This is a genomic window from Mesocryomonas lacus (genome assembly GCF_055730135.2).
Genome location: NZ_JBUZWE020000004.1, coordinates 337,484 through 359,058, shown reverse-complemented (window position 1 = coordinate 359,058; position 21,575 = coordinate 337,484). Strand labels below are relative to the sequence as shown.

20 protein-coding genes are annotated in these 21,575 nt (G+C 66.9%); 13 read left to right on the top strand and 7 right to left on the bottom strand.

The window, feature by feature from the left end; genetic code table 11:
- Nucleotides 1-83: 83 nt before the first annotated feature.
- From mscL to ACZLZY_RS08940, 3 genes are all read left to right on the top strand, one after another.
- Nucleotides 84-554, top strand: a complete 471-nt coding sequence (gene mscL / locus ACZLZY_RS08950; RefSeq protein WP_472933878.1) for a large conductance mechanosensitive channel protein MscL — start codon at nucleotides 84-86, stop codon at nucleotides 552-554.
- A 100-nt stretch (nucleotides 555-654) separates the two neighbouring features.
- Nucleotides 655-1,824: a pyridoxal phosphate-dependent aminotransferase gene (locus ACZLZY_RS08945; RefSeq protein ID WP_472933877.1), complete on the top strand. Its 1,170-nt coding sequence runs from the start codon at nucleotides 655-657 to the stop codon at nucleotides 1,822-1,824.
- 13 nt (nucleotides 1,825-1,837) lie between these two features.
- Nucleotides 1,838-2,917, top strand: a complete 1,080-nt coding sequence (locus ACZLZY_RS08940; RefSeq protein WP_472933876.1) for an AbrB family protein — start codon at nucleotides 1,838-1,840, stop codon at nucleotides 2,915-2,917.
- Between the two features lie 9 nt (nucleotides 2,918-2,926).
- On the opposite strand, the gene hemA is transcribed toward ACZLZY_RS08940, so the two are convergent.
- Complete coding sequence (gene hemA, locus ACZLZY_RS08935; RefSeq protein ID WP_472933915.1) at nucleotides 2,927-4,204, bottom strand: 5-aminolevulinate synthase; 1,278 nt, start codon at nucleotides 4,202-4,204, stop codon at nucleotides 2,927-2,929.
- Nucleotides 4,205-4,350: 146 nt separating this feature from the next.
- Here hemA and galE point away from each other — a divergent pair, with 146 nt between their 5' ends.
- A complete protein-coding gene (gene galE, locus ACZLZY_RS08930; protein ID WP_472933875.1) occupies nucleotides 4,351-5,340 on the top strand; it encodes a UDP-glucose 4-epimerase GalE in 990 nt (329 codons plus the stop codon).
- A 36-nt stretch (nucleotides 5,341-5,376) separates the two neighbouring features.
- Here galE and ACZLZY_RS08925 read toward each other — a convergent pair whose 3' ends face one another.
- Together ACZLZY_RS08925 and ACZLZY_RS08920 are read right to left on the bottom strand one after the other, a co-directional pair.
- On the bottom strand, nucleotides 5,377-5,541 hold the full coding sequence (locus tag ACZLZY_RS08925) for a hypothetical protein (RefSeq protein ID WP_472933874.1): 165 nt from the start codon (nucleotides 5,539-5,541) through the stop codon (nucleotides 5,377-5,379).
- Complete coding sequence (locus ACZLZY_RS08920) at nucleotides 5,538-6,464, bottom strand: NAD-dependent epimerase/dehydratase family protein (protein ID WP_472933873.1); 927 nt, start codon at nucleotides 6,462-6,464, stop codon at nucleotides 5,538-5,540. The genes ACZLZY_RS08925 and ACZLZY_RS08920 overlap by 4 nt, the downstream gene beginning before the upstream one ends.
- On the opposite strand from ACZLZY_RS08920, the gene ACZLZY_RS08915 reads away from it, so the two are divergent.
- The 3 genes from ACZLZY_RS08915 (at nucleotide 6,457) to ACZLZY_RS08905 (ending at nucleotide 9,325) form a co-directional block, all read left to right on the top strand.
- Nucleotides 6,457-7,170, top strand: a complete 714-nt coding sequence (locus ACZLZY_RS08915; protein WP_472933872.1) for a sugar transferase — start codon at nucleotides 6,457-6,459, stop codon at nucleotides 7,168-7,170. The genes ACZLZY_RS08920 and ACZLZY_RS08915 overlap by 8 nt on opposite strands.
- A gap of 95 nt (nucleotides 7,171-7,265) precedes the next feature.
- Entirely contained in the window at nucleotides 7,266-8,582 is a 1,317-nt protein-coding gene (locus ACZLZY_RS08910) for an NAD(P)H-dependent oxidoreductase (RefSeq protein WP_472933871.1), read from the top strand.
- Nucleotides 8,583-8,584: 2 nt separating this feature from the next.
- Complete coding sequence (locus ACZLZY_RS08905) at nucleotides 8,585-9,325, top strand: endonuclease/exonuclease/phosphatase family protein (protein ID WP_472933870.1); 741 nt, start codon at nucleotides 8,585-8,587, stop codon at nucleotides 9,323-9,325.
- A 3-nt stretch (nucleotides 9,326-9,328) separates the two neighbouring features.
- On the opposite strand, the gene ACZLZY_RS08900 is transcribed toward ACZLZY_RS08905, so the two are convergent.
- The 3 genes from ACZLZY_RS08900 to ACZLZY_RS08890 are packed head-to-tail and all read right to left on the bottom strand — an operon-like array spanning nucleotide 9,329 to nucleotide 12,511.
- Entirely contained in the window at nucleotides 9,329-9,727 is a 399-nt protein-coding gene (locus ACZLZY_RS08900; protein ID WP_472933869.1) for a response regulator, read from the bottom strand.
- Nucleotides 9,675-12,020, bottom strand: coding sequence for a sensor histidine kinase (locus ACZLZY_RS08895; protein ID WP_472933868.1), 2,346 nt, complete (start codon nucleotides 12,018-12,020; stop codon nucleotides 9,675-9,677). The genes ACZLZY_RS08900 and ACZLZY_RS08895 overlap by 53 nt, the downstream gene beginning before the upstream one ends.
- 56 nt (nucleotides 12,021-12,076) lie before the next feature.
- Nucleotides 12,077-12,511, bottom strand: a complete 435-nt coding sequence (locus tag ACZLZY_RS08890) for a MarR family transcriptional regulator (RefSeq protein ID WP_472933867.1) — start codon at nucleotides 12,509-12,511, stop codon at nucleotides 12,077-12,079.
- Between the two features lie 514 nt (nucleotides 12,512-13,025).
- Between ACZLZY_RS08890 and ACZLZY_RS08885 the strand changes: the two genes are divergently transcribed.
- The 6 genes from ACZLZY_RS08885 to ACZLZY_RS08860 all read left to right on the top strand — a co-directional run bounded on the left by ACZLZY_RS08885 (nucleotide 13,026) and on the right by ACZLZY_RS08860 (nucleotide 20,512).
- Complete coding sequence (locus tag ACZLZY_RS08885) at nucleotides 13,026-14,078, top strand: ABC transporter substrate-binding protein (protein WP_472933914.1); 1,053 nt, start codon at nucleotides 13,026-13,028, stop codon at nucleotides 14,076-14,078.
- Between the two features lie 232 nt (nucleotides 14,079-14,310).
- Nucleotides 14,311-15,189 (top strand): ABC transporter permease, encoded by an 879-nt coding sequence (locus ACZLZY_RS08880; RefSeq protein ID WP_472933913.1) that lies wholly within the window; start codon nucleotides 14,311-14,313, stop codon nucleotides 15,187-15,189.
- A complete protein-coding gene (locus ACZLZY_RS08875) occupies nucleotides 15,186-15,968 on the top strand; it encodes an ABC transporter permease (protein ID WP_472933866.1) in 783 nt (260 codons plus the stop codon). The genes ACZLZY_RS08880 and ACZLZY_RS08875 overlap by 4 nt, the downstream gene beginning before the upstream one ends.
- A gap of 28 nt (nucleotides 15,969-15,996) precedes the next feature.
- Entirely contained in the window at nucleotides 15,997-17,073 is a 1,077-nt protein-coding gene (locus tag ACZLZY_RS08870; protein WP_472933865.1) for an ABC transporter ATP-binding protein, read from the top strand.
- 117 nt (nucleotides 17,074-17,190) lie between these two features.
- Nucleotides 17,191-18,702 (top strand): argininosuccinate lyase, encoded by a 1,512-nt coding sequence (locus ACZLZY_RS08865; protein WP_472933864.1) that lies wholly within the window; start codon nucleotides 17,191-17,193, stop codon nucleotides 18,700-18,702.
- A gap of 181 nt (nucleotides 18,703-18,883) precedes the next feature.
- Nucleotides 18,884-20,512 (top strand): peptide chain release factor 3, encoded by a 1,629-nt coding sequence (locus ACZLZY_RS08860; protein ID WP_472933863.1) that lies wholly within the window; start codon nucleotides 18,884-18,886, stop codon nucleotides 20,510-20,512.
- A 31-nt stretch (nucleotides 20,513-20,543) separates the two neighbouring features.
- Here the strand turns inward: ACZLZY_RS08860 and ACZLZY_RS08855 are convergent, their stop codons facing one another.
- Entirely contained in the window at nucleotides 20,544-21,554 is a 1,011-nt protein-coding gene (locus ACZLZY_RS08855) for a sensor histidine kinase (protein WP_472933862.1), read from the bottom strand.
- Between the last annotated feature and the right edge of the window lie 21 nt (nucleotides 21,555-21,575).

Sequence of the window (21,575 nt, the reverse complement as noted above, 5' to 3'; positions counted from 1 at the left end):
TGCTGTCTTGGCTCTCGCTGCGTCATGACCGGAAGGGTCATTGAAATAACTGGGCGGGACCCGTCCGCGCGAGGGAACGAGCGATGATCAAAGAGTTCAAGGAATTCGCCCTGAAAGGCAACATGGTGGACCTCGCCATCGGCATCATCATCGGTGCCGCCTTCTCGGGCCTCGTCCAGTCGATGGTGAAGGACATCATCATGCCGTTCGTCGGCGTGGTCACCGGCGGCGTCGATTTCACCAACAAGTTCTTCGCGCTGTCCGGCAACGTCACCTCCGGCAGCCTCGAGGTCGCCCGCGAGCAAGGTACCGTCGTCGCCTATGGCGCCTTCCTGACGCTTCTCATCAACTTCCTCATCGTCGCCTTCGTGCTCTTCATGGTCGTCAAGGCGATGAACCAGCTGAAGCGTAGGGAAGAGGAGAAGCCTGCGGTGATCGCCGAAGTGCCGGCAGAGCAGAAGCTGCTGCAGGAAATCCGCGATCTCCTCGCCAGCAGCCGGGCGGACGCCGCGCGCCAGCCGGCGCGCTTCGGCAGCTTTACCGACCCGAGCTGAGGTCTGCCGCCGTCCCGAGGGTTGACGTCCGCGGGCGAAAGCGCGATGGCGGCACATGGCGCGCCGAGGCCGGCCGTGCCCCCATCCTGCAAGGCATTTCATGAGCCCTCTCGATCGATTGCGCCCAGCCGCTGCGGCCGCCCCGGAAAGCGGCATCGTCGCCGTGATGAACTACGGCCGCACGCTCGACGGCGTCATCCCGCTCTGGGCGGGCGAGGGAGACCTCGCGACGCCGCAGTTCATCCGGGATGCCTCGGCGGCGAGCCTTGCCGCCGGCGAGACCTTCTACACTTGGCAGCGCGGCCTGCCCGAGCTGCGCGAGGCGCTTGCCCGCTACACCGAGCGCACTTTCGGGCAGCCGGTCTCTTCCGACCGCTTCTTCGTCACGGGCTCGGGCATGCAGTCGATTCAGCTGGTGATCCAGGCCCTGGCCGGCGAGGGCGACGAGATCGTCTTCATCGGCCCGGCCTGGCCGAACTTCGCCGCCGCCGTCGGCGTCGCCGGCGGCGTGGCGCGCGAGGTGCCGCTCGATTGGACCGAAAGCGGCTGGCAGCTCGACCTCGCCGAGCTCAGGGCCGCCATCGGCCCGAAGACCCGCGCCCTCTTCGTCAACACCCCGTCCAATCCGAGCGGCTGGACCGCCGACCGGCAGATGCTCGAGGACATTCTCGCCATCGTCCGCGAGACCGGCATCACGCTGATTGCCGACGAGATCTACAACCGCTTTTACTATGCCGGCGGGCGGGCGCCGTCCTTCCACGACATCATGCAGCCGGACGAGCCGATCTTCTTCGTCAACTCGTTCTCCAAGAACTGGGCGATGACCGGCTGGCGGGTCGGCTGGATCGAGTGCCCGGCGGTGTTCGGCACGGTCTTGGAAAACCTCATTCAGTATTCGACCTCGGGCGTTGCCGCCTTCATGCAGCGCGGCGCCATCGCCGCGCTCGACCATGGCGAGTCCTTCATCGTCGAGCAGGTCGAGCGGGCGCACAAGGCGCGTGACATCCTGACGGGCGCGCTGCTGTCGACCAACCGCGTCGCCATCGTCGCCCCGGAAGGCGCGTTCTACTCTTTCTTCTCGATCGACGGCATCACCGACACCCGCCAGGCGGCCTTTGACATCCTCGACGACGTGCGCGTCGGCCTTGCCCCGGGCACCGCTTTCGGATCGTCCGCCGGCACTTTCCTGCGCGCCTGTTTCCACCGCCGTTTGGATGAGGTGGAAATGGCTGCCGACCGTCTGCAAAGCTGGATCCGGCGGCAGGCTTGACGGCTTGAAAGGCATGCCCCGCCTGATGGCGCTTGCGCTGACGCTGCTGCTCGCGGCTGCCGGCGGCACGGTGGCGACGCTGCTCGACCTGCCGGTGGCGTGGCTCTTGGGGTCCGCTCTGGTCGTCTCGATCGCCAGCCTGTCCGGCATCGACACTCGGCTGCCGAACAGCCTGCGCAACGCCACCTTCGTCGTCCTGGGCGTCCAGGCCGGGGCAGGGGTCACGCCCGAGGTGGTCGATCAGCTGGCGCTCTGGCCGCTGTCCTTCGCCATCCAGATGATCGGCGTCGTGGCGGTCACGGCGGCGACCTATTTCTTCCTGCGCAAGAGCTTCGGCTGGGACCGCTCCACCGCGCTGTTCTCGGCACTGCCAGGGGCGATGTCCTTCGTCCTCGCCGCTGCCTCCGAGACCCGGTCCGACCTGACGCGAATCACCGTCGTCCAAAGCGTGCGGCTGTTGCTGCTGCTCGGCGCGCTGACGCCGACGCTCGCCTGGCTGCAGGGCGGCGAGGGAATACTGGCGGCGAGCCGCGGCACCGACGGGCCGATCGCCGAATACCTGATCCTCGTCGGCGCCAGCCTCTTTGCCGCCTGGCTCGGCCATCTCTCGCGCGTGCCGGGCGGCATGCTCCTCGGCGCGCTCGCCGCGAGCGCCATGCTGCACGTCAGCGGCATCGCACCGGTGGCGGTGCCGAAGCCGGTCGCCACGGTCGCGCTGGTTCTCCTCGGCGTCATCATCGGCAGCCGGCTGAAGCCGGAAAACCGCCGCGCCTTGCTGGAATACCTGCCGGCCTCGCTCGGCGCTTTCGCGATCGGGCTCGGCCTTTCCGGCGTTGCGGCCTTCATCGCCTACGAGACGCTCGGCATCGGTTTCGGCAAGATCGCGCTAGCCTATGCGCCGGGCGCGCTGGAGGCGCTGACCGTGCTCGCCTACCAGTTCAATTTGGACCCGGCTTACGTCGCTGCGCACCACGTGGTGCGCTTCGTCTGTATCGCCTTGCTGGTGCCGGTTCTCGCGCGCCGCATGGCCGCCGCCTCGCCGCGCGCGCCCGACATCGTGCAGCCGCGCGAGGGCGGCGGACGCGGCGGCTGACGGCTGCTGTCAGCCGCCGGCCTTCGACATCACCAGCGGCATCACCGCGCGCTCGGCCTCGACATCCACATGCCGGTCGCCGCCGAACGGGATCCCGACGCTCTGCCAGGTCTCGACCAAGGCATCGCGCAGCGTGTCGATCAGGTCATCGCCGTGCAGCGGCGTCGGGGTGATGCGCAGACGCTCGGTGCCGCGCGGCACCGTCGGGTAGTTGATCGGCTGGATGTAGATGCCGTGCTTTTCCAGAAGATGATCGCTCGCCTTCTTGCAGAGATCGGGATCGCCGACATGGATCGGCACGATGTGCGTCGCCGAGGGCATGACCGGCAGGTCGGCGGCCGCCAGAACCGTCTTCGCCCGCGCGGCTTGCCGCTGCTGGCTGTCGCGCTCGGCCTGCGAGGCCTTGAGGTGGCGGATCGAGGCGGTCGCCGCGGCGGCCAGCGCCGGCGGCAAGGCGGTGGTGAAGATGAAGCCCGGCGCGTAGGAGCGCACGGCGTCAATCACCGCCGCGCTGCCGGTGATGTAGCCGCCGAGCACGCCGAAAGCTTTCGCAAGCGTGCCCTCGATCACGTCGATGCGGCCGGCGACGCCGTCCCGCTCGGAAATGCCGCCGCCGCGGGCGCCGTACATGCCGACCGCGTGCACCTCGTCGATATATGTCATTGCGTTGTAGCGCTCGGCGAGCGCGACGATCGCCTCGATCGGCGCGATGTCGCCGTCCATCGAATAGACGCTCTCGAAAACGATCAGCTTCGGCCGCTCGGGATCGGCCGCCTTCAACAGTTCTTCCAGATGCGCGACGTCGTTGTGGCGGAACACCTGCTTGCGCGTGCCGGCCTTGCGCACGCCCTCGATCATCGAGGCGTGGTTGAGTTCATCGGACAGAATCAGGCAGTCCGGCAGGAGTTTCGCGATGGTCGAGATCGACGCCTCGTTCGACACGAAGCCGGAGGTGAAGACCAGCGCCGCTTCCTTGCCGTGCAGATCGGCCAGCTCGCGCTCGAGAAGGGTCAGCGGATGGCTGTTGCCAGAGATATTACGCGTGCCGCCGGCGCCCGTGCCCATGCCCGACACGGCCGTCTGCATCGCGCCGACGACGGCGGGATGATGACCCATGCCAAGATAGTCGTTCGAGCACCAGATGGTAATTTCGCGCGCCTCGCCATCGTTGCGCCAGATCGCGGTTGGAAAACGCCCGACGATCCTTTCGAGATCGGCAAACACCCGGTAGCGTCGCTCGGCATGCAGCGCTTCGATCGCGGATTCAAAATGGCCCTGATAGTCGATCATTGAGAACTTCCTTTCGAGAAACGTTCTAAAAGGGCCGGCGCGCGAAGTCCACGATGCTGCGAGCGCCAGATTGTCCACCCTGTCAGACACTTGGAGTAGAGACCCATGACCAACCTCCCGATCACGACTGCGGCCGGCGCACGGTGAGCGTCCTCGTTACCGGCGGGGCCGGTTATATCGGCAGCCACATGGTTCTCGGTCTGCTCGACCGCGGCGAGAGCGTCATCGTCCTCGACAACCTCGTCACCGGTTTCGACTGGCTGGTCTCGCCTGGCGCGACGCTGGTGCAAGGCGACATTGCCGATCAGGCGCTGGTCGGCCGGTTGATCGCCGAGCATGGGATCGACGCGATCGTGCATTTCGCCGGCTCCGTGGTCGTGCCGGATTCGGTTTCGGACCCGCTCGGCTACTACCTCAACAACACCGTCAAGACGCGCGATCTCATCGCCGCGGCGGTGGCGGGCGGCGTGCCGCACTTCATCTTTTCCTCGACCGCTGCGGTCTACGGCATGGCCGGCCTCGGGCCGGTGTCGGAGGACAACCTCCTGAAGCCGCAATCGCCCTATGGCCGGTCCAAGCTGATGAGCGAGATGATGCTGGAGGACGCCGCCGCGGCGCATCCGATCCGCTACACCGCGCTGCGCTACTTCAACGTCGCCGGCAGCGATCCGGCCGGCCGGTCGGGACAGTCGACCAAGGGGGCGACGCATCTCATCAAGGTTGCCGTCGAGACGGCGCTCGGAAAGCGTCCGGCGATCGACATCTTCGGCGACGACTACCCGACGCCGGACGGCACCGCGGTGCGCGACTACATCCACGTCACCGACCTCATCGCCGCCCATCTCGCGGCGCTCGACCGGCTGCGCGCCGGCGGCGAGAGCATCGTCGCCAATGTCGGCTACGGCCTCGGCTACTCCGTCCGGCAGGTGCTCGACGTCGTGCGTGCGGTGCACGGCGCCGACTTCACCATTCGCCAGGGCGGCCGGCGCGCCGGCGATCCCGCCAGCATCGTGGCGAATGCCGACCGCGCCCGGACGGAACTTGGCTGGGTGCCGGCGCATGACGATCTCGAGGAGATCGTCGGCCATGCCATCGCGTGGGAACAACACCTCATGCGCCGCAACGCCGTATAACGCGCCGCAGCCCAAGACGTCCGTGCCGGAGGGGGCTCACTCCTCCGGCACGGGCTCATCATCGTCGCCGCCCATCACTGAGGGCCGCTGCCGCCGGGCCCGCGCCTGTTCCTTGCGGCGCTTGAGGTTTTCCTTCAGCGCCTCTTCCTGCCGGGCGAGCCGCTGCTCGGCGGCGATTTCGGATGGCTTCTTCTCGGTCATCGCGTTTCCGTTTCATCGTCGTCGCCGCGGATTGCCCGTCCGAGCGCCTCCTCGCTCGTCTCCGGCGGCCGCCAGCCGAGTTGGCGCTCGATCTTGCCGGTATCCAGCACGAAACTGTCGAACAGACGTTCGAACGCTTCCCGCCGACCGAGCCGGGTGGCGAGCGTCGCCAGGACTTTTCGCGGAAACGGCAGCACCCGTGGTTCCCGCCCGAGGCCGCGCCGCATGGCCGCGATCATCTCGCCGAGCGACAGCGGCTCGGCATCTGCGACGAGGAACGTCTCGCCTGCCGCCGCCGGATGCGTAAGACAGACGGCCAGGGCGTCGGCCGCATTGCCGACCGACAGGATGCTGCGCCGTGCCGGATCGCCGAGCGGAAAGGGCAGGCGGGTGCGGGCCAGCCGGATCAGGGCGGCGATGCTGCCGCGCCCACCCTTGCCGTAGACCGAGGGCGGCCTCAGCACGCAGACCTCCAGCCCCGTTCGGGCGGCGACTTCCCAGAGGGCCGTCTCGGCGGCGAGCTTCGATTCCGCATAGGGGTTCTGCGGGGACGGCAAGGCGTTCTCGGTGATCGGTCGGCCGGCGACGGGAGCATGCACCAGCGCGGTCGAGGCGAAGACAAACCGTTGGACGCCCTTGGCCGCCGCCCGTTCGGCGAGCGCCCGCGTGCCCTCCACATTGGCCCTCGTCAGCCAGGCCGGATCGCGGGAGGCGCCGTCGTGCCGGCTGGGATTGAGCGCGGCGAGATGGACGACCGCCTCGACACCCGCCGGCCAGTCCGGCCATCTGCCGATGGTGGCGAGGTCGGCCGGTGCCGAACCTTCGCCGCGCCGGAGGATGAGGACGTCGTGCCCGTCCGCCCGGAGACGCGGGACGAGATGCCGGCCGATAAAGCCGCTGGCGCCGGTGACGAGAATGCGCAAGGCGATGGGTGCTCCGAGGCTGGAGGCCGAGCCGATTGACGCATCGGATGCGCCGGGCGATACCGCCCCTTCAAGGCGCTTTGGCGCGGGAAGACAAGGGCCGGCCGCCATCGCAACGCCGTTCCCCAATCAAGCCGAGGGGCCGAGCCAGATGAAGCGCCTGTTCGACGTCACCGTCAGCCTCGTCGGCCTTGTCGTGATCGGCTGGGCGATCCTGCTGCTGGCGCTCATGGTGAAGCGCGACTCGCCCGGGCCCGGCATTTTCGCGCAAGCCCGTGTCGGCCGGAACCGGGCGGTGTTCACCTGCTACAAGCTGCGCACGATGCGGGTCGACACCGTCTCGGCGGCCTCGCACGAGACGCCGGCCTCGGCGGTGACGCCGCTCGGCCGCAATCTCCGCCGGTTCAAGCTCGATGAACTGCCGCAGCTCTGGAACGTCCTGAAAGGCGAGATGAGCTTCGTCGGCCCGCGCCCTTGCCTGCCGATCCAGACCACGCTCATCGCGGCACGCGACCAGCGCGGCGTCTACACCTTGCGGCCGGGCATTACCGGGCTTGCGCAGGTGCAAGGCATCGACATGTCGGACCCCGAAAAGCTCGCCGTCATCGACGAGGCCTATCTCAAGACGCGCAGCTTCTTCGGCGATCTCGGCCTGATCCTGCGCACCGTGACCGGGGGCGGGCAAGGCGACCGCGTCAAGCTCTAAGCGCCCCTTCTGCTTCCAATGGCCGGCGGGAGTGGTAGATAGGGCCTTACGTCCGTCGCCGTTCTGCCCGTTCCCACTTCGCTCGAAAGTTCCCGATGATCGACCGTATTGGCTTTGCCGCCGAACTCGACGCCCATGCCGACCGCCACGGTCCAATTACCATCGGCCTCGCCGGCGCCGGCCAGATGGGCACCGACATCGTCGTGCAGGTCGCGCTGATGAACGGCGTGCGAATCGGCGCGATCGCCGCCAGCCGCCCGACCCGGCCGATGGAGGCCATCGCGCTCGCCAGATACGATGCCGGGCACGGGCGCATCGCCGCCAACCCTTCCGAGATCGACCGGGCGATCGAGGCCGGCGGCATCGCCGTCACTGACGACCTAGCGGCGCTCTGCGCGGCCGGCCGCATCGACGTGATCGTCGACGCCACCGGCAGCCCGGACGTCGGCACCTTCCTGGCGCTGGAGGCAATCCGCAACGGCAAGCACATCGTGATGCTGAACGTCGAGGCCGACATCACCGTCGGCCGGCATCTGGCGGCCGAGGCCAAGCGCGCCGGCGTCGTCTACACCGGCTCGGCCGGCGACGAGCCCGCCGCCACGCTGGAGCTGATCGCCTTCGCGCAGACCCTCGGCATGGACGTCATCGCCGCCGGCAAGGGCAAGAACAACCCGCTGCGTTTCGATGCCGTCCCGGCCGAGTACGAGGAGGAGGCCCGCGAGCGCGACATGAATGCGCGCATGCTGGTCGAGTTCATCGACGGCTCGAAGACCATGGTCGAGATGACCGCCATCGCCAATTGCACCGGTCTCGTGCCGGACGTCGCCGGCATGCACGGTCCGGAGGCGACGATCGAGAACCTTGCCCAGGTGCTCTGCACCGAGGCCGACGGCGGCATCCTCTCGGCACCGGGCCGGGTGGACTACACCATCGGCAAGGGCGTCGCGCCTGGAGTCTTCTGCATCGCCAAGCCGCGGCACGGCCGCGCGATCGAGCGGATGGCGGACCTCAAGGTCGGCCCCGGTCCTTGCTTCGCTCTGGTCCGGCCGTTCCACCTCACCAGCCTCGAGACGCCGCTCTCGGCGATCCGCGCGGTGATGTACAAGCGACCGGACATGGTGGCGCTCGACCGGCCGGTGGCCGAATGCGGCGCCGTCGCCAAGCGCGACCTGAAGCCGGGCGAGATCCTCGGCCGGATCGGCGAGAGCGAGTATCGCGGTTTCGCCATGGAGTGGCGGGAGGCGCGCTCGGCGAAGGCCTTGCCGCTGGGCCTTGCCGAGAAGGCGGTCGTGTCGAAGCCGATCCGGCTGGGCGAACTCCTGACGCACGAGAACTGCAGCGCCGACGACAGCCTCCTCGTCACCCGCATCCGCCGCGAGCTCGACGCCGCCGACACCCGCTTCGCCGGCTGAGCATGGCGGCCATCCCGGTCCGTCCGACGAGCAACGCCTTGCGGATCGTCAGCTGGAATATCCACGGCAGCGTCGGCGGCGACAGGCGCTGCGATCCGGAGCAGATTCTCGCTCGCCTCCGCGCGCTCTATCCTGACATCCTGGCCTTGCAGGAAGTCGACGGCCGCACGCATTTCGGGCGGCAGGCTGGCGCTTTCGAGTTCTTCGCTTCGGCGCTCGGTGCCTACCGTGTGGAGGCACGCTTGGTGAAACGGCCCGGGCGCGACTACGGACATCTCCTCTGGAGCCGCTGGCCGATCTCTGCCGAGACCGTGCACCGGCTTCCCGGCGGCCGGATCGAGCCGCGCGGCGTGATCGACGCCTTCATCGCTTCACCCGCCGGCGCCTTGCGGGTGCTGTCGACGCATTTCGGCCTTTGGCCCGGCGATCGGCGGCGCCAAGCCAGCTGGGTGGCTGGGCTGATGGCCCCCGAGAGGGTGCCCGGCCAAGGGCTGCCAACTATCGCTCTGGGCGACTTCAACGAATGGCGCACGGCTGGTGCTGTGCACCAGACGCTGTCGGCGGCGCTGCCAGTGTTCGCAAACCCCGTGACCTGGCCGTCGCGCCGTCCCTTCGTGCGGATGGACCGGCTTTATGCATCGAAAGGCGTGGCCTTGGCGGCGACGTCGACCGTAACCGAGGCGGCAGGTGCCTCCGATCACCTGCCCCTCGTCATCGACCTCGTCCTGCCGCCGGCCAGCTGAGCGTCAGGCGCCTCTCGGTTCCATCAGCGCGGCGATCAGCTCGTCGTCGTCGAACGGCTTGAGGAATACCTTTTCGGCGCCCCAGACTTCGGCGAGCGAGCTCATCGCTTCGATGGTCAGCCGCGGTCCGCCGCCGGTCACGCCGAAGATCCGCATGTTCGGCTTGCGCCCACGGATTTCCTTCAGCAGCCGGAGGCCGTCCATCTCCGGCATCCACATGTCGGTGACGAGGACGTCGAAATCATCCTTCTCGAGGGCCGCCAGCGCCTCGACGCCGTTGCCCGCGCCGGTGACGGCATAGCCGGCCGACTCGAGGGCGATCGCCAGCGATTCGCGCACCGTCATCACATCATCCACCACCAGAGCCTTGCGGCGGGGTGTCTGGGTTTCCAGCGTTTCCATGGTCGTCCTTTCGGATGGGGAAGAAGATGGTCACGGTCGTTCCGTGCCCAGGAGAAGAGTCGAGGGTGATCCAGCCACCGTAGCCGCGAACGATCCGCTGCACGACGTAGAGACCGACACCGGTGCCGCGGCCGTCAACCTTCGTCGAGAAAAAAGGCTGCATGGCGCGGCGGCGGACATTTTCTTCCATGCCGGCGCCATCGTCGGCGATGCTGAGCCGTGCTCCGTCGTCGAGCTTTGACAGCGAGACGGTGATGGTGCCGGCGCCGTTCATGGCATGGACGGCGTTCGACACGAGGTTGCCGACGATCTGCAGGATGTCGCCGACCTTCACCGACACCGTGCTGCATTCCTCGATCACCGTGTCGACACGCATGCTGGCGGGAAGGGCAGGGCGGACGGCATCGACGCCGTGCTCCACCGCGGTGCTGATCGGCCGGTCGATATCCTTCCAGCGCTCGCCGCGCGTCGACTGCAGGAGCTCCGAGACCACTGTCGCGGCTTGCCGGCTGGAGATGTCGATGAGGTCCATCATCCGCGTGCTCTCGGGATCGGCGGTCGGGCCGGTGCGCAGGCGCAGGCGTTTGGTGAGGTTGATGATGGGGTGGATGAGGTTGTTGATCTCGTGCGCCACGCTGCCCGCGAGTTGCCCGAGCGCAAACATCTGCTGCTCCACCAGCCGCCGGCTCTCGCGCTCGACCTCCTCCGTCACGTCGCGGATCAGGCCGCGATAGACCGCGCTGTGCCCGCGATGGCGGTGCGCCGAGGCAGTGATCGGCCTGCCGCTAATGCTGATCCAGACATCGCGCTCGCCGTCTGCCATCCGCAGCCTGCGGTCGTCGAAGGGATGCCGTCCGGCCACCGCCTCGCGCAGCGGACGGACGAAATCCGTCGAGGTTGCCTCCGCCAGACGCTCGAGGAACCGTTCGCCAAGGCCGAAGCGCACCTGCTCGAGCTGCTGGCCGGTGAAGAAAACGAGCTTTCCGTCATCGTTGATCTCCCAGAAGATGTCGGTGCCGACCTCGGCGAAGGCCCGGAAGCGTTCGGCGTTGTGCAGGATCTCGGCGCGCAGCCTTGCCTCGCGCTTCTGAATGTCGACCGAGGCGATGATCGTGAACAGCACCAGCGACGCCGCGATGCCGAACAGAAGGCTCGTGTCGACCGCCGGACCGGTGCCGATGGCCGGCGCCACGTCGACGAACAGGCGCACGCTGCCGGCCAGCAAAGACGGCAGCCAGGCCATGACGAAGATCGCCGAGCGTCCGGCATTGCCGTGGATGCCGGACAGGGCCGAGACCAGCGCGAGGACGATTGTGGCAAGGCCGAGATAGGGCGAGACCTGGCGCAGGATGCCGATGCCGCTGAGGTCATCGACGACCGCCAGGGCGGCACTGAGGGCCAGCAGGACCATCCATGCCCGCACGAAAGGGTAGAGCCAGGGTTGCAGCTTTTGCAGGCGCAGAAAGCTCGCCTGGAAGCCGGTGAAGCTGAAGTAGATCAGCAGCGCCGAGGTTAGGGCCAGCACCCGCGAGACGCCGCCGCCGCTGGCGAACAGCGTCTCCAGGAAGGAGTTGGCGGAGACGATGTAGAGAAGACCGCTGGCGATGCAGGCGGCCAGCCAGAGATTGGTCCGGCTGCGCAGGAACAGGCCCAGCGCCAGGATGTAGATGAGGATCGCGCTCATGATGCCAATCATCACCGAGAGGATCGAGGTCTCGGTGTCGTACATGGCGAACAGCGTCCGGAAGTCGGACAGCCAGACGAGCCCCTGCATCGAGGACACCGTCGAGATCTGGATATAGATCTCGGCACCCTGCAACTCCGCTGGATCCAGGATGAAAACGGGGTAGCGGAACGCTTCGCTGCGGCCGGTCGTCCGGTCCTCGCTCTTCCAGCTCTGGGTACTGAGACCGCGCGGCGATTTTACATAGAGGTCGACATGCTGCAGCCGCGGTTCGCGGATGGAGATCGCCAGGGGTGGCTTCCAGCCGGATGCCAGAAGCTTGCTAACGTAAGGCACGTCGAAGCTCAGCCAGAAGCGTGAGCGCTCCGGTCCCGCGATGCCTTCATTGGGCGTCGTGCCCGGCCGGTGGCGGAAGAGCGCAGTCTTCCGGGCCAGCACGTCGTCGATGGTGAGCTCGCCGGTCTCATCGACGAAGCTGGAGGCCGAAGGACCGACGAAGAGCGACAGGCGATCCGGGTTGGACTGGCAGCCCGACAGAATCAGCACCGCCGGCAGAAGCAGCAGCCAGTAGCGCAGCGTGGTCAGAAGCCCCGTCAAGCCGATCCCCATCCGTTTTCCATGTCTCGTCCCGCGGATCCGCCGGCAGCGCATCCGCATCCTTTATCTCAGGATTCGTCGAGATCCGGCATGGTCGAGCGGATGGCGATCTCCAGTCCGTTGGCAAGGCATTCGCGGTCCGTGGTGCTCAGCACTTCCAGCGCCGCCGCCACCAACTGCAGCGGGTCGTCGGCGAGGACGCGACGGCCAAGCTCGGTCAGATCAAGCTGCTCGGCCCGGCCGCGGCCGATCGTGCCGGCCTTGACCAGAAGACCCTTGGTAATCAGCGTGCGGACGGTTCTGGCCACGGCACCCGAGGCGAGACCCTGGAACCGCGCAAGATCGATGGCCGTGCGGCGCTGCGGGGGCGCGCCCTCGAGATAGCGTATGGCGGCCCATTGCGCCGGGAAGAGATCCGCCGCGTAGCCTTGGCTGTGGATGCGGCGGGCGACTTGCTCGAGAAGGCTCGCAAGCGCGGCGGCAGAGATAGCCTGAGTAGTCAAATGACCTCCACGAAAGCGCATCTGCTCCAAGCAGACGGCCTCATTGATTCTGCCGAAGCGCACGGCAGCTTGTCGGGTTTCGTGATCGTGTCAATGTCTTGATGTAACGGCATGCCTGAAGAGAACGTATTCCGCTTCAGTAGCACTTCGCTACCCCGAGGCTCTACTGGCCTTTGAAGTCTTTCATTATCATGAACAGGAAATTATCTCGGTCAGTTACCATCTGTGCCCTGAGCAAATAACATTGCTTGACAAATCCGTGCTTACGATGAGGAATTTGCGTCGAAGCCGACGCCGCCGACCGGGTATGGGACGCAGCGACGGCATGCTTGTAACCGTTGCCTAGCAGGCGATGCCGGCCGACATGCCGCTGTCATCAGCCGCTGCTATGCGAACAGCCGATCCGGCATCGTGCCGTAAATTCCGCAGTGGCTCTTCGGGCCGGGCGGGTCTTGAGGGGTTGATCATGAAAACTCACCTGATGCGGGCGGTATCCGCTGTTGCCCTGATCGCGATGTCGCCGTCGCTCGTGCATGCGGCGTCGATGGACGAGCTGATCAAGGCGGCGAAGGCCGAGGGCCAGCTGACCACCATCGCGCTGCCGCACGACTGGTGCGGCTACGGCGCCATGATCGAGGGCTTCAAGGCCAAGTACGGCCTGACCGTCAACGAGCTGAACCCCGATGCCGGCTCGGGCGACGAGATCGAGGCGATCAAGGCCAACAAGGGCAATACCGGCCCACAGGCGCCCGATGTCATCGACGTCGGCCTGTCCTTCGGCCCGACCGCCAAGGCCGACGGCCTGATCCTGCCCTACAAGGTCGCGACCTGGGACGAGATCCCGGCCGATGCCAAGGATGCCGACGGCCACTGGTATGGCGACTATTACGGCGTGCTCGCCTTCGAGGTGAACAAGGACATTATCAAGGACAGCCCGACCGACTGGGCCGACCTCCTGAAGCCGGAATTCGCGAACTCGGTCTCGCTGGCTGGTGATCCCCGCACCGCCAATCAGGCCATCCAGGGCGTCTACGCGGCGGGCCTGTCGGCTGCCGGCGGCGATGCCAGCAAGGCTGCGGAAGCCGGCCTCGACTTCTTCGGCAAGCTCAACAAGGCCGGCAATTTTGTCCCGGTCATCGGCAAGTCGGCCTCGCTCGCGCAGGGCGCCACCCCGATCATCATCCGCTGGGACTACAACGCGCTCGCCGACCGCGACACGCTCGCCGGCAATCCGGACGTCGACGTCGTGGTGCCGAAGACCGGCGTCATCGCCGGCGTCTACGTGCAGGCGATCAGCGCCTTTGCGCCGCACCCGAACGCTGCCAAGCTCTGGATGGAATACCTCTATTCTGACGAAGGCCAGCTGAACTGGCTGAAGGGCTACTGCCACCCGATCCGCTTCAACGCGATGTCGAAGGCCGGCAAGATTCCGGCTGACCTTCTGGCCAAGCTGCCGCCGGCCGCCGCTTACGAGACCGCCGTGTTCCCGACCCTCGACCAGCAGAACGCGTCGAAGGCGAAGATCACCGCCGAGTGGGACAAGGCCGTCGGCGCCAACGTCCAGTAACTGACTTCAAAGCCTTTTCCCGCCGCCGGTCTCCCGGCGGCGGGAATGCCTGGGACAGGCGCGGGCGACCGCTTGCCAGGTAGATGCGCCTTTTCTTACGCTGCCTTTCGGTAGCGGCCTGTCCAGCGTCGTCTCCGACGCCACCACCCCCTCCGATCGGCAGATGTCCTTGAGCGCCCATTCGACGGAAATCGACATGATGCCGGCGGCCGCTGCCGGCGAGGTGGGCGCGATGCTCGGCTCGGCCGGCCCGGCTGCCAAGCGCCGGGGAATGTCGATGGCCTGGCTCGGCATCGTCCCCTTTATTGCCTTTGCCGGCCTGTTCCTGATCCTGCCGACCCTCTATCTGATCGTCGGCGCCTTCCAGGACGCCCAAGGCAACTTCACCCTCGTCAACGTCGCCAGCCTGTTCGAGCCGTCGATCCTGTCGGCCTACAAGATCAGCATCCAGATCTCGCTTGCCTCGGCCGCGCTCGGCGCGCTGTTCGGCTTCATGCTCGCCTATGCCGTGGTCAAGGGCGGCTTGCCGGGTTCGATCCGGCCGACGCTGATGACCTTTTCGGGCGTCGCCTCGAACTTCGCCGGCGTGCCGCTCGCCTTCGCCTTCATCGCCACGCTCGGCCGCCTCGGTCTCCTGACGACCATCCTGTCGGAGGGTTTCGGGATCAACATCTATAGGTCCGGCTTCAATCTCTTGAGCTTCTGGGGCCTGACGCTGACCTACCTCTACTTCCAGATCCCGCTGATGGTGCTGATTATTGCGCCGGCGATCGACGGGCTGAAGCGGGAATGGTCGGAGGCCTCGACGGTGCTTGGCGCGACGCGCTGGCAGTACTGGCGGATGGTCGTGCTGCCGGTGCTGGCGCCGAGCCTTCTCGGCTGCTTCCTGCTGCTCTTCGCCAATGCCTTCGGCGCCATCGCCACCGCCTATGCGCTGACCGGCTCCTCGCTCAACATCGTGCCGATCCTCCTCTACGCCCAGATCCGCGGCGACGTGCTGCACAACGCCAATCTCGGCTACGCGCTGGCCTTCGGCATGATCGTCATCACCGGCTGTTCCAACGGCCTCTACATCTGGCTGCGCAGCCGGGCCGAGAGGTGGCAGCGGTGAAGTCCTTCAAGTTCGGTCCCTGGCTCGTCGTCGCGCTCGCCGCGCTGTATTTCCTGTTGCCGCTGATCGCCACCTTCGAGTTCTCGCTGCGCATGCTGCGCGGGGTCTATTCCTTCCAGGCCTATCGCGTGGTCTTCGGCGATGCGCGGTTCCAGCAGACCTTCCTGTTCTCCACCATCGCCGCGCTCGCCACCATCGTCGTCGGCGCCGTGCTGGTGGTGCCGACGGCCTACTGGGTGCGGCTGCGGCTGCCGCAGCTGCGGCCATTGATCGAGTTCATCACGCTCCTGCCGCTGGTCATCCCGGCGATCGTGATCGTCTTCGGCTATCTCAGGATGTATAATTCCTCGTCCTTTCTGCCGCTGACCTCGAACGAGATGGGCACCAACCTCCTCCTGATCTGCGGCTATGCCACTCTGGCGCTGCCCTACATGTACCGGGCGGTCGACACCGGCCTCGCCTCGATCGATGTGCGCACGCTGACGGAAGCCGCCGAAAGCCTCGGCGCCTCCCGCCGCACGATCCTCCTCAGCGTCATCGTGCCGAACGTGCGCGCGGCGGTCCTCTCGGGTGCCTTTTTGACCTTCGCCATCGTCATCGGCGAATTCGTCTTCGCGAGCCTTCTCAACCGTCCGGCTTTCGGTCCCTACATCCAGAACGTCGGCGCCAACCGCGCCTACGAGCCGGCGGCGCTGGCGGTGGTGGCCTTCGCCATCACCTGGGCTTGCATGGGGCTGCTGCAGGTCTTCGCCGGCGGTCCGAAAGAGCACAAGCGGTGACCCCTCTTCTCGTTTCAGGAACAATCCGATGAGCTTTCTCGAACTCAAGGGCCTGAAGAAATCCTACGGGCCGAACACCGTGGTGCACGGCGTCGACCTGTCGATCGAGAAGGGCGAGTTCGTCTCTTTCCTCGGCCCCTCGGGCTGCGGCAAGACCACCATGCTGCGCATGGTTGCCGGCTTCGAGACGCCGACCGAGGGGCAGATCATCATCGACGGCAAGGACGTGACCCATTTGCCGCCGAACGGCCGCAAGATCGGCATGGTCTTCCAGGCCTATGCCCTCTTCCCCAACATGACCGTCACCGACAATGTCGCCTTCGGCCTCAAGGTCGCCGGCAGGCCCAAGGCCGAAATCGTCGCCCGCGTCGCGGAAATGCTCGATCTCATCAAGCTGGGGCACCTCGGCGACCGCTATCCCTACCAGCTCTCCGGCGGCCAGCAGCAGCGCGTCGCGCTGGCCCGGGCGCTTGCGGTCAAGCCGCAGGTGCTGCTGCTGGACGAGCCGCTCTCGGCGCTCGACGCAAAGATCCGGGTCTCGCTGCGCGAGGACATCCGCAACCTGCAGCGCCAACTCGGCATCACCGCGATCTTCGTCACCCACGATCAGGAGGAGGCGCTGTCGATCTCCGACCGCATCGTGGTGATGAACGAGGGCCGGGCCGAGCACGTTGGCACCCCGTTCGAGATCTACAACCGGCCGAAGACGCGCTTCGTCGCCTCGTTCATCGGCACGCTCAGCGTGCTGGAGGGCGTCGCCTCGGGTGAAGGCCGCATGAGCGTCGAGGGCCAGGAGATCATCGTCCCCGCCAACGCCAATCCGCAGGGCACGCCGCTGACCCTCGCGCTGCGGCCCGAGGCGCTGTCGCTGCAGCCGGGCCTCGACCGGACCAACAGCCTCGACGGCCAGATCGAGGACGTCCACTTCCTCGGCTCGGTCGTGCGGATGCGGGTTCGCCTCGGCCATAACTCGCTGCTGCTCGACGCGTTCAACAGTCCCGCCGCCCCGCCGCCGGCGCGCGGCGAAACCGTCAGCGTCCACTTCGCCCCGGGCGATGGGCAATTGCTCGACCAGCCGATCCGGCATGCCGAGGCCGCCGAGTAGCGGAAGGCAGCTCGACAGCACGGCCGTCCTTGGGACAAGGTTGCGCAATTCATAAGGGATCAGTAGCGTTTCCCCATCGGCAATGACCTTGCCGAAAGGAAAACGGGAGATCCACCGATGCCGACGCCAGTCAGAACCGCCGCCTTCGTCCTCGCTCTGCTGGCGTCCTCGACGTCCGCCCTGGCGGAGGGAGCGGCGGCGCGCGACCCGTTCTTCTGGCTCGGCGAGATGAACAAGGCGACGGCGGTCATCAACACCGAGGAGGGCCTTCTCGACAAGGCGAAGGCGCCAGGCATTGCCAGAGGCATCGCCAAGGTCCTGGCGGATGGCGGCGGCAAGGGGGCGAAGCGTCCGGGCACCGTGATCAGCTTCGAGCCGCTGCTGATCGAGGCCGCGGGCGTCGAGGTGACGCTGCTGCATGCCGGACGCTCCAGCCAGGACATGCACGCCACCTACCGCTCGGCGATGCTGCGCGACCGCCTGCTGGCGCTGGCCGATCAGCTGAGCACCACGTCAAAGACGCTGGTTGCGCTGGCCCGGCGGAATGCTGGCACCATCGTCCCGAACTACACCAACGGCGTGGCCGCCCAGCCCAACAGCTATGGCCACTACCTCCTCGGCCATGCCGCCGGGCTGCAGCGCGATGCCGACCGCATCCGCGAGGCCTATGCCCGGATCGATCGCTCGCCGATGGGGACGACGGTACTGAACGGCACCAGCTGGCCGCTGAACCGCGCCCGCATGGCCGACTATCTCGGCTTTGCCGGCATCGTCGACAACGCCTACGACGCCGGCCAGATCTCCTCGACGGAACAGCCGGTGGAGGTGGCGTCGATCGTCACCAGCATCGCCTTGCATGCCGGCGCCTTCATCGAGGACGTGATGACGCAGTATGCGCAGCCGCGGCCGTGGATCCTGCTGCAAGAGGGCGGCGGAAACACCTATGTGTCCAGCGCCATGCCGCAGAAGCGCAATCCAGGCCTCCTGAACGACACCCGCCAGTCCGCCTCCACGGCCGTGACGCTAGCCATGGGCCCGATCATCCAGGCGCACAACATCACCCCCGGCATGGGCGACGCCAAGGACGTCCGGCAGAACGGCGAGATGGTCGAGAGCGCGATGACGGTGCTGGCGGAGTGGAACGAGGTGTTGGGCGCCCTCGTCATCAATCCCGATCGCGCGCTGGAAGAGTTGAACAGCGATTGGACGGCGTCGCAGGAGGTCGCGGACGTCTTGATGCGCAAGTACAAGCTGCCGTTCCGGGCCGGCCACCATTTCGCGTCGGAGGTCGTCGACTATGCCAAGGCCAACAACATCAAGCCGAGCGACTTCCCCTATGCCGAGGCGCAGAAGATCTATGCCGTTTCGGCCGGCGAGATGGGCTTGCCGCCCGGCGATCTGCCGATGAGCGAGGCCGAGTTCCGCGAGACGCTGGATCCCATCGCCATCATCCGCAACCGGGCGACCGTCGGCGGTCCGCAGCCAGCCGAAATGACGCGCATGCTGGACGCCGCCGACAAGGCGCTCAGCGAACAGGACGCGTGGATCGCAGAACGGCGCGAGCACATCGACACCGCGCTCGGTCGGCTCGACGCCGACTTCGACAAGCTGCTCGCCAGCGGCGGCTGACGCATCCGGGCTCATCGTTCGGGGAAGCGCAGTTCCTGTGGAGGGGAGTTGCGCTTCCGCGCCATGTTCTCGATAAGGAAGCGCCCCTGAGGACAAGCCGAAAGGCTTCCGCCTCGATGCCGCGATGCCTCGCCTCACCCCGAGGACGGCCGCTGCAAACGCTTTCGAAGAGACGATGACGATGAGTGACACCAGCGCCCCGGTCGGCGAGATCGGCCGGATCGATGACGGCCTGTTCGACCTGCAGGGCGGCCACAAGCGCCGCCGCACCTTCGCGATCATCTCGCATCCCGATGCCGGCAAGACGACGCTGACGGAAAAGCTGCTGTTCGAGAGCGGCGCCATCCGGCTCGCCGGCCAGGTCAAGGAGCGCGGCGAGCGCCGGCGCACCCGCTCGGACTGGATGGAGATCGAGCAGAAGCGCGGCATCTCGATCACCTCCTCGGTGATGACGTTCGAGTATGACGGCCTCGTCCTCAACCTCCTCGACACGCCCGGCCACGCCGACTTCTCCGAGGATACCTACCGCACGCTCACCGCCGTCGATTCGGCGATCATGGTCATCGACGCCGCCAAGGGCATCGAGGCGCAGACGCGGAAACTGTTCGAGGTCTGCCGCTTGCGCGACATCCCGATCATCACCTTCGTCAACAAGATCGACCGCGAGGGGCGCGATCCGCTCGAGATCCTCGACGAGATCATGTCCTCGCTCGCCCTCGACGTCGCGCCGATCACCTGGCCGATGGGCATGGGCACCGATTTCCGCGGCATGGTCACGCTGAACGGGGAGGGCCCGGTCACGCTCACCCGCGCCAACAAGGCGCGCTCGCAGCATGAGAGCCTCGAGGACTTCACCTCGGACCCCGAACTTCTCGCCGACCACATCTTCGGGCCTTCGATCGAGGGTCTCGAGATCGCCCGCATGTCGCTGCCGGCCTTCGACCTCGAGAGCTACCGCGAAGGCCACATGACGCCGGTGATCTTCGGCTCGGCCATGCGCGAGGTCGGCGTGCGCGATCTGCTCGAGGCCGTCTGCCGCTTCGCCCCGTCGCCGCTGCCGCAGCCGGCGCTGCCCGCCCCGATCTCGCCGGAGATGGCCGAGGTTTCGGGCTTCGTCCTGAAGGTCCAGGCCAACATGGACCCCAATCACCGCGACCGCATCGCCTTCGTCCGGCTGACCTCCGGCGTGTTCAAGCGCGGGATGAAGCTTCGGAACGTGCGGACCCAGAAGGAGCTGAAGGTGACGAGCCCGATGTTCTTCTTCGCCCGCGACCGGGCGATTGCCGACGAGGCGGTGGCCGGCGACATCGTTGGCATTCCCAATCACGGCACGCTGTCGGTCGGCGACACGCTGACGGAAGGGTCGGAATACAACGTGACGGGTATTCCGAGCTTCGCGCCGGAGCTGATCCGCCGCGTCCGTCTGCCGGATACGATGAAGACCAAGCAGCTGGCGAAGGCTTTGAACGATCTGGCGGAGGAGGGCGTGACCCAGGTGTTCCGCCCGGTGATCGGCAGCGCCTGGCTGGTCGGCGTCGTCGGCGCCCTGCAGCTGGAAGTGCTGGCCTCGCGGCTGCAGTCGGAATACGGGGTCGAGGTGGCGCTGGAGCCCGCCGCCTTCGACACCGCGCGCTGGGTGGATTCCGACGATCCGGCCGAGCTCGACCGCTTCATCAAGGCGAACCAGGGCGACCTCGCCAAGGACCGCGGCGACCGCCCGGTGTTCCTCGCGCGCAATTCCTGGGAACTGTCCTACGCCCAGAAGAACTATCCGAAGGTGATCTTCTCAACGACGAAGGAGCGCGGCTGAGCCGCCGCGCCCTTAACGCCAGAGGCTTGCCTCAGGCGGCGAGGCGGTCGGGCGCGAAGTGCAGCATGACCACGAGGCCGCTTTCGGCCCAGTTGTAGTTGATGGAGCCGCGGAGGTGACCCGTGACGCTGCGCTCGACGAGCTTGCTGCCATAGCCGCCGGTACCGTTAGGAGCCACGACCTTCGGCCCGCCGCTTTCCCGCCAGATCACTGTGACGGCTTCGTCATGCGCCGAGCAGGAGACGTCGAGGGTGCCTGAATCAACCGATAGCGCCCCGTATTTCAGCGAGTTGGTCGCCAGTTCGTGCACGATCAGCGCCAGGATCGTCGTCGCTGCGTCGCCGACGCTCATCCGCGGCACCGACACCCGGATGCGGCCGCTGAAGGCGCCGAGATCGTCGTAGGGCGCCAGCAGAACCGTCAGGAGATCGCCCAGCAGCGCGGACGCTGCCTCGGTCTGCCCGGGGACGGGGCGGACGAGATCGTGCGCGCGACCGAGGGCGGTCAGCCGCAGCGTCAGTTCACGCGCCATGTCCTCGGTGGTCGTCGTCGAGCGGGACGTGATGGCGGTGAGGCCGGAAGCGATGGCCAAGAGGTTCTTGACGCGATGGCTCATCTCGCCGGCCAGCAGTTCGCGGCCTTCCTCGGCCTGCTTGCGGCCGGTGACGTCGATGAAGATGCCGAACATGATCCGCTTGACCATGCCGGCATCGTCGCCCTGGCCGCGCGCCGATATCCACTTCAGCTCGTCGCCGATCATGATGCGGAAATCGATCTCGTAAGGGCCGACGATCGCCCGCGTCGCATTGAAGGCCGCCCTGACGCGGTCGCGGTCGGCAGGGTGGATGTGGGCGGAGAGGTCCTCGAAATTGACGTCGATGCCCTTGGGGATGCCCCAAAGATCATAGGCGGCGTCGTCCATTGCCAGCGCGTCGGTGTCGACGTTCCATGACCAAAGCGTGACGCCGGCTGCCTCGACGGCCCGAACCAGGTTCTTCGCTTCCCAGAGAAGCGGTTTCAACGTTTCGGCGGTCGTGGTCATGCATTCTCCAGGCTCGTACCC

Excerpts from the sequence above, each read along its gene's own strand:
- mscL (WP_472933878.1), top strand. The coding sequence starts at position 84 with ATGATCAAAGAGTTCAAGGAATTCGCCCTGAAAGGCAACATGGTGGAC.
- ACZLZY_RS08945 (WP_472933877.1), top strand. The coding sequence starts at position 655 with ATGAGCCCTCTCGATCGATTGCGCCCAGCCGCTGCGGCCGCCCCGGAA.
- ACZLZY_RS08940 (WP_472933876.1), top strand. The coding sequence starts at position 1,838 with ATGCCCCGCCTGATGGCGCTTGCGCTGACGCTGCTGCTCGCGGCTGCC.
- ACZLZY_RS08925 (WP_472933874.1), bottom strand. The coding sequence starts at position 5,541 with ATGACCGAGAAGAAGCCATCCGAAATCGCCGCCGAGCAGCGGCTCGCC.
- ACZLZY_RS08915 (WP_472933872.1), top strand. The coding sequence starts at position 6,457 with ATGCGCAAGGCGATGGGTGCTCCGAGGCTGGAGGCCGAGCCGATTGAC.
- ACZLZY_RS08910 (WP_472933871.1), top strand. The coding sequence starts at position 7,266 with ATGATCGACCGTATTGGCTTTGCCGCCGAACTCGACGCCCATGCCGAC.
- ACZLZY_RS08905 (WP_472933870.1), top strand. The coding sequence starts at position 8,585 with ATGGCGGCCATCCCGGTCCGTCCGACGAGCAACGCCTTGCGGATCGTC.
- ACZLZY_RS08900 (WP_472933869.1), bottom strand. The coding sequence starts at position 9,727 with ATGGAAACGCTGGAAACCCAGACACCCCGCCGCAAGGCTCTGGTGGTG.
- ACZLZY_RS08895 (WP_472933868.1), bottom strand. The coding sequence starts at position 12,020 with ATGGGGATCGGCTTGACGGGGCTTCTGACCACGCTGCGCTACTGGCTG.
- ACZLZY_RS08885 (WP_472933914.1), top strand. The coding sequence starts at position 13,026 with ATGTCGCCGTCGCTCGTGCATGCGGCGTCGATGGACGAGCTGATCAAG.
- ACZLZY_RS08880 (WP_472933913.1), top strand. The coding sequence starts at position 14,311 with ATGCTCGGCTCGGCCGGCCCGGCTGCCAAGCGCCGGGGAATGTCGATG.
- ACZLZY_RS08870 (WP_472933865.1), top strand. The coding sequence starts at position 15,997 with ATGAGCTTTCTCGAACTCAAGGGCCTGAAGAAATCCTACGGGCCGAAC.
- ACZLZY_RS08865 (WP_472933864.1), top strand. The coding sequence starts at position 17,191 with ATGCCGACGCCAGTCAGAACCGCCGCCTTCGTCCTCGCTCTGCTGGCG.
- ACZLZY_RS08860 (WP_472933863.1), top strand. The coding sequence starts at position 18,884 with ATGAGTGACACCAGCGCCCCGGTCGGCGAGATCGGCCGGATCGATGAC.
- ACZLZY_RS08855 (WP_472933862.1), bottom strand. The coding sequence starts at position 21,554 with ATGACCACGACCGCCGAAACGTTGAAACCGCTTCTCTGGGAAGCGAAG.